Below are 6,283 nucleotides of genomic sequence, written 5' to 3' on the forward strand. Positions count from 1 at the left end.
GCCCGCGAGCAGGCCGGCACCCCCGGGCCGACGCCGACCCAGGCACCCCCGCCACCGCCGGTCCCCGGGCCCGGCCAGGGCCCGACGAGCGCCCCGCCGCCGGTGGTGCCGGTGCCCGACCCCACGACGACCACGCCTCCGCCGCCCCCGCCGCCGGTCGACCCGACCGTCCCCGACGTCGTCGGCCAGGACGTCGGCAGCGCGTGCGCCGCGATCACAGCGGCCGGCCTGACCTGCGCGCCCGTCGACCTCGGCGACCGCGAGCCCGGGCAGCCGGCGAACACCGTTGTCACCCAGGACCCGCCCGGGTCGACCCAGGTGCCGGCCGGCACGGGCGTCACCGTGCAGTACTTCGGCGGGTGCGAGGTCGTGAACGTGCCCGAGCTGCGGGGCGAGACCATCGACGGCGCCCGGGCGCGGGCCGCGGCCGGGGGGTTCACCCTTTCCGAGCGACTCGTCGGCTCACCGCAGCCGCCCGGCGTGGTCGTCGAGCAGGGGACGCCGGCCGGGCGGTACTGCTCCGGGGTCGCGGTCGACGTCGGGTACGACCCGGACGCCAAGCAGGAGTGGGTCGTCTTCGAGGGCAACAACGGGCAGCGCGTGCTGCGCACGCCGGACAACCCGCCGTCCGGAGCCCGCGGGATCGTCGGCCGGCTCGGGCTCGTCATGCCCACCACCGCCAAGGGCGGCATGGTCGCGATCACCAGCTGGGGCTGCACCTGCGGCGCGATCGGCGCCAACAACCGCATGTACGTCTCGAGCCACCCGGGCGACCTGCGCTACCCCGGTCCCGGGCCCACGCCGGACGCGTGGCAGCAGGACGGTGCCGGCCCCGTCTTCCACCTCCTCCAGGACCAGGCACCGGGCAGCGTGCCGATCTACCGGTTCGAGCGGCAGGCGAGCGGCGGCAAGGTCTTCGAGTACGGCATGGTCAGCCCCGGCGGCGGCTGGGAGGCCGTGCTGATGGGGTACGGCTTCTCCTGACCGCCGCCGCTGGGGACCCCTTCCGATGGTGGCGGAGGATCTCTCGCTCGTAGCGTTCTCCGTACGAGAGACGCTGTGCGAGAGGACGATCCACGATGCTGCCAGACGGAGCAGGCACCGGCCTGCCGGTGCACCCCGGCCCCCGCCCCGAGGGCGACCCCGGCGCGATCCGCGCCTACGCGGACGGCATGCGGTCCGTCGCCGACCTGCTGCTCACCCGCGGCGGGCTCGACGTCGACGGGCTCGACTCGGCGAAGGGCCGCGAGCTGGCCGCGCAGGCGCGCGCCGCCGCCGGCGCGTTGAGTGGGGCGCGCGGTGACCTGCGCTCGGCCGCAGCCGGTCTCGACACCGCCGCCACCGAGCTGGCGGAGGAGATCCGCGACTGGGAGCGCCGGGTCGACCACTACCGCGACGCGCTCGCGGCGCGGGCGGGGGGACGGCCGTGAGCGCGCCGCACGCGTCGATCTCGGTCGACCCGACGAGGCTGGAGGCCAGCGCCCGCTCGCTCGAGGCCGCGGCGCTCGACACCCGTCGCGCCCAGGCCCGGCTCGGCTCGCTCGGGCCCGTCCCCGCGGGCGTCGAGGGCGGTGCCCGTGCTGCGGCGAACGCCGCCGTGCAGCAGGCGATCTCGGTCGTCCCGCGGCAGGTCGCCACGGTCGACTCGCTCGCGCAGCAGCTGCGCTCGACCGGCAGCCGCGCCCGGCAGATCTTCGAGGCGAGCAAGCCGCTGCGGCAGGTCGCCGGCCTGCGGCTGTCCGTCCAGGACTGGGCAGACGACACGCTGAAGGAGAACGCGACCCGCGAGAAGGCGCTGCGGCGCGGGCGCGAGCTGGGCCTGCGCGGCCGGGCGCTCGAGGCGCACACGGCTCGCGCCGTCCGGCGCGAGCACGGGACGGACTCGATGACCCGGCGGGAGCGCCGGGTCTTCGACGCCGCACGCCGGCAGGGGCAACCGGCCCCGGGACTTCGCGGTCGCTACGACGACTACCGCACGCGGCGAGGCGATCTGGGCAAGGTCGACCGGCTCAAGGGAGCCGCCAAGGCGGCGGGTGGCGGCGACCCCGCCAAGCGCGGCGGCAAGCTCGGCGTCGCGACCACGGCCCTGTCGACGGCCACGACGCTCGCCGACGGCAACCTGAGCGGCGCCCAGAAGCGCCGCGCAATCGCGAACACCGTCATCACCAACGGGCTCACCAAGGGCCTGACCAAGGTGGTGCCCGGACCGGGCTGGCTCGTCGGCGGCGGGATCATGGCGATCGACGCCGCGACCGGGGGCGGGGCGACGAAGACGATCAGCAAGGGCGTCGACGTCGGCATCCGCGGCGTCGAGGCGGCCGGCAAGGGCGTCGTGTCGGTCGGCAAGGGCGCCGTCGGCCTGGTGAAGAAGATCCCGACGCCGTGGTGAGCGCCGACCTGCTGCCCGGCACCGACGTGCGAGTACGTGCCGTGGAACTCGCGGACGCGTCCGCGCACGACCCCGACGCCGCCACGACGGCAGAGGTGCTCGCCTGGGCGGTCGACCACGCGGGCCCCGCGCGCCTCGTCGACCACGAGGTCGACGTCGGCCACGCCCACGCGCTGCTGCACGTCGACGACGGGAACGAGGTCTGGCGGCTGCGGGTGGCCGCGGACGCGGGCCGGTGGGTGGTGGCGGGGGCGGGGTGCCCGGACGCCGCGTGGCCCGAGCAGGACCACCTCGTCGTCGACGCCCTGGGGCTGCCGGCGGGTCTCGCGCTCGGCGGCGAGCCGGCCGGTCCGGACGGGTTCGTGCTCGTCGACGCCCGCGCGCTCGACGGACTGGTCCGCGAGGGCGCTCCGGACGCGCTCCGCGGGCTGACCGGTGCCTGGGCCGCGCTGCTGTCGCGCTGCGCGGGCGCCGAGCTGTCCCGGCACGACGCCGGGGGCCTGGTCGCCGTCGACTGCGGACCGGCGGGCGCGCTGCTGCTGGGCCAGCCGGTCGACCTCGAGGGCGAGGGCCGGGCCCTCGTCCCGGTGCACGCGGCCACCCACGCGCAGGTGCTCGCCCTCCAGGTCGGCTGAGGGTTACGGTCCCGCCATGCGGCTCGTCCAGATCGCGCAGCACGCCGACGACCTCGACCGGGCGGCGGCCTGGTACACGGCGCTCCTCGGCACCGGCCCGACGGCGCGGTTCGACCCGCCGGGGCTGCTGTTCTTCGACCTCGACGGCACCCGCCTGCTGCTCGAGCACGGGGCGCCGACCGCCCTACACTACCTCGCCGTCGACGACCTGCCCGCGGTCGTCGAGCGCCTCCGGGAGGCGGGCACGACGGTCGAGTCCGAGCCGCACGTGATCTTCACCCACGACGACGACACCCTCGGCCCGGCCGGCGCCGCCGAGTGGCAGGCGTTCGTCCGCGACAGCGAGGGCAACCTCGTCGGCCTCGTCGAGCACCGCCGGTGAGCCCGCCGCTGCTGCCGGGCCTGGTGCAGCGGCTCGTGCTCGCGCTCGGCGCGGCACCCGCCTCGCGCGAGGTCGTCGACATGGTCGGCCTCGCCGACGAGCCGCACCGCGTGAGCCACGTCGACGACCTCGGCCGCACCCACCTGCGCGGCGCCGACCCCGGCCTGGTGCTCGTCGTCGACGGCGGCGTGGTGACCGAGGTGGTCGTGCGCACCCGCACGTACCCGCAGGCGGACGCCCTGGTCGTCGGGCTCGCCGGCGACGCGACCCGGGCCCAGGTGCGGGAGCGCTTCGGGCCGCCGCAGGCGTCCACCGACGAGGCCGACGCCTTCGGGCTCGACGGCTACGTCCAGCGCGCCTACTACGCCGACGACCGGCTCGTGGCGCTCGTGCTGGTGGTGCGCGGCTAGCCCTCGAGCCGGGGCGCGGGGCGCGACCTCACTCCGCCGCCTGCTCGCGCAGGTACCGGCCGAAGTGGGGGACGGTGAACGCGATCCGGCCGCGCTCGCCCGACCACACCAGGCCCTTCTTCAGCAGCGCGTCGCGCGCGGGCGACAGCGACTGCGGCTTGCGGCCGAGCGCCGAGGCCACCTCGGCCGTGGCCACCGCGCCGTCGCCGGAGGCGGCGCCGAGGTCGGCCATCGCCCGCATGTACTCGCGCTCGGCGGGCGTGGCCCGCTCGTAGCGCGACCCGAAGAAGCCGACGGCGAGCTCGGCCTGCGCGTCGGGCGCGGCGACCGCGACGTCGGCGGCGGTGATGGGCGAGCGCGGTGCGACGTCCCAGGCGACCTTGCCGTACGCCTGGACGAAGTACGGGTAGCCCTCGGTCGCCTCGTACAGGGCGGCGAGCGCGTCGTCGTCGAACGCCGCGTCCTCCTCCGACGCCGGGTGCACCAGGGCGCGGTCGGCGTCCTCACGGGTGAGCTTGTCGATGCGGACGTAGCGGAACAGCCGCTCGCTGTACGACTTCGACGCCGACAGCACCGCGGGCAGGTGCGGCAGGCCGGCGCCGACGACGATCAGCGGCAAGCCCTGCTGGCTGAGCTCGTGCACGGCGGCGCACAGGGCCGAGACGTCGTCGGGCACGAGGTCCTGCATCTCGTCGACGAACAGCGCGACCCCGTTGCCGGTGGACGCGGCCAGGCCGGCGACGTCGGAGAACAGCTCGACGAGGTCGATCTCGATGTCGCCGGAGTCGGCGCGCCCGACGGCCGCCGGCGCGTCGATGCCGGGATGCCACCGGTCGCGCAGGCGCGCCGTGCCCTTGCCCGGAGGCGGGTCGGACGCGCGCAGCGCGAACGCCTTCACCACGCCGAGCACCTCCTCGGCCTGGTCGCGGTCACGCACCGACAGCTCGCGCACCGCCTGGTGCACGGCGGCCGCGAGCGGTCGGCGCAGCGGGGCGTCGGGCCGCGCCTCGAGCTTGCCGGTGCCCCACCCGCGCCGGACGGCGGTGGAGCGCAGCGCGTTCAGCAGCACCGTCTTGCCCACCCCGCGCAGGCCGGTGAGCACGAGCGAGCGCTCGGGACGTCCGCGCGAGGCGCGCTCGAGGACGACCTCGAACGCGTCGAGCTCGGAGTCGCGGCCCGCCAGCTCGGGCGGGCGCTGGCCCGCGCCGGGGGCGTAGGGGTTGCGCACCGGGTCCACGATCGGACCGTATCGCGGTGTCTAGCGTGCGCCCGAGAGACGCGCGCTGAGCTGGGTGCGCGAGCGCACGCCCACCTTGCGGTAGACCCGGGTGAGCGTCGCCTCGACCGTCTTCACGCTGACGAACAGCGCGGCCGCGATCTCGCGGTTGCTCGACCCGCGGGCCACCAGGCCCGCGACCGTCGACTCGACCTCGGTGAGCCGCACGCCGGCGGGGGTGGACGGCGCCTCGGCGACCGGCGGCAGCAGCCGCAGCGGGCGCAGCACCGGTGTCGGCGCGGCGGGGACGAGGTCGGCCAGCACCGCCTCGGCCTGGCCGACCCACGGCGCGGCGCCGTGCGCGACGAACAGCTCGCGGGCCAGCCGGGCCATGGCCCGCGCCTCGGGCTGCGCGCCGGTGGCGGCGTGCGCGCGCGCCTGCACCAGCAGGCTGTGGCCCTGCTCGAGCGGGTGGCCGAGCTCGGCGAACCGCAGCGCGGAGCGCTCGGCGAGCGACAGGGCCCGGGCCGCGTCCTGCTGCGCGAGCCGCAGCAGCGCCTCGGCCCGGTCGAGCTGGGCGGTGACGCCGCGACCGCGGCGCAGGGTGCGGACGTCCTCGCGGTGGCGGGCGAGCGCGCGGGCCGCCTCGGGCAGCCGGCCGTCGACGACGAGCGCGTGCACGAGGTCGGCGCGCCAGCGCAGGTCGGACGGATCGCGCAGGCCGGCGTCGTCCTCGATGTCCTGCACCCGCAGCAGCGCCTCGACCGCCTCGGCGGCGCGTCCCTGCCGCAGCAGCGCGACGCCCAGGACGCTGAGGTGGCAGCGCAGGAAGTTGCGGTCGCCCTCCTCCTCGGAGGCGCGCGCGCCCTGGCGCGCGAACGCCTCGGCGCGCTCCAGGGTGCCGCCGGCCAGCTCGGCCACCGCGGACGAGTACCACCCCGGCCCCGGCGAGAGGCCGGCGTCGGCGGCGACGCGGACGGCGCGGGCGGCCTGCGCGACCGACTCGCGGCACCGTCCGGCCCGGGCGCAGGTCTGCGCCAGGAGTCCGACCATCGAGGCGAGCTCCTCCGGCGCGCCCCGCTCGGCGCGCACCAGCAGCTGCTGCAGGTCGTGCAGGGCGGTGTCGAGGTCGTCGGCCGCCACCGCGGCACGGGCCGCCTCGACCCGCGGCGCGAACTGGCCCCAGCCGGGGACGTCCGGCTCCGGCAGGGCGAGGCCGTCGGCCAGCCGGGCGGCGTGATCGGGGCGGCC

General features: G+C 77.2%; 8 protein-coding genes. 6 read left to right on the forward strand and 2 right to left on the reverse strand.

Annotation, left to right across the window (positions count from 1 at the left end):
- The 6 genes from ACYVKY_RS16295 to ACYVKY_RS16320 form a co-directional block, all read left to right on the forward strand.
- Nucleotides 1-984 (forward strand): PASTA domain-containing protein (locus ACYVKY_RS16295; RefSeq protein ID WP_460436037.1); only part of this gene is annotated, 984 nt, incomplete at its 5' end.
- A gap of 95 nt (nt 985-1,079) precedes the next feature.
- Nucleotides 1,080-1,430, forward strand: coding sequence for a hypothetical protein (locus ACYVKY_RS16300; RefSeq protein ID WP_460436038.1), 351 nt, complete (start codon nt 1,080-1,082; stop codon nt 1,428-1,430).
- Nucleotides 1,427-2,389 carry a hypothetical protein gene (locus tag ACYVKY_RS16305; protein ID WP_460436039.1) on the forward strand — a complete coding sequence of 321 codons (963 nt, stop codon included), beginning with the start codon at nt 1,427-1,429 and terminating at the stop codon, nt 2,387-2,389. The genes ACYVKY_RS16300 and ACYVKY_RS16305 overlap by 4 nt, the downstream gene beginning before the upstream one ends.
- Entirely contained in the window at nt 2,383-3,024 is a 642-nt protein-coding gene (locus tag ACYVKY_RS16310) for a hypothetical protein (protein ID WP_460436040.1), read from the forward strand. The genes ACYVKY_RS16305 and ACYVKY_RS16310 overlap by 7 nt, the downstream gene beginning before the upstream one ends.
- Before the next feature lie 16 nt (nt 3,025-3,040).
- Nucleotides 3,041-3,406, forward strand: a complete 366-nt coding sequence (locus tag ACYVKY_RS16315) for a VOC family protein (RefSeq protein WP_460436041.1) — start codon at nt 3,041-3,043, stop codon at nt 3,404-3,406.
- A complete protein-coding gene (locus ACYVKY_RS16320; RefSeq protein WP_460436042.1) occupies nt 3,403-3,816 on the forward strand; it encodes a hypothetical protein in 414 nt (137 codons plus the stop codon). Before ACYVKY_RS16315 ends, ACYVKY_RS16320 begins: the two co-directional genes overlap by 4 nt.
- A gap of 28 nt (nt 3,817-3,844) precedes the next feature.
- Here ACYVKY_RS16320 and ACYVKY_RS16325 read toward each other — a convergent pair whose 3' ends face one another.
- Entirely contained in the window at nt 3,845-5,053 is a 1,209-nt protein-coding gene (locus ACYVKY_RS16325; RefSeq protein ID WP_460436043.1) for an ATP-binding protein, read from the reverse strand.
- Between the two features lie 21 nt (nt 5,054-5,074).
- Nucleotides 5,075-6,283 (reverse strand): helix-turn-helix transcriptional regulator (locus tag ACYVKY_RS16330; RefSeq protein WP_460436044.1); only part of this gene is annotated, 1,209 nt, incomplete at its 5' end.

The organism is Angustibacter speluncae (assembly GCF_054777815.1).

Excerpts from the sequence above, each read along its gene's own strand:
- ACYVKY_RS16300 (WP_460436038.1), top strand. The coding sequence starts at position 1,080 with ATGCTGCCAGACGGAGCAGGCACCGGCCTGCCGGTGCACCCCGGCCCC.
- ACYVKY_RS16315 (WP_460436041.1), top strand. The coding sequence starts at position 3,041 with ATGCGGCTCGTCCAGATCGCGCAGCACGCCGACGACCTCGACCGGGCG.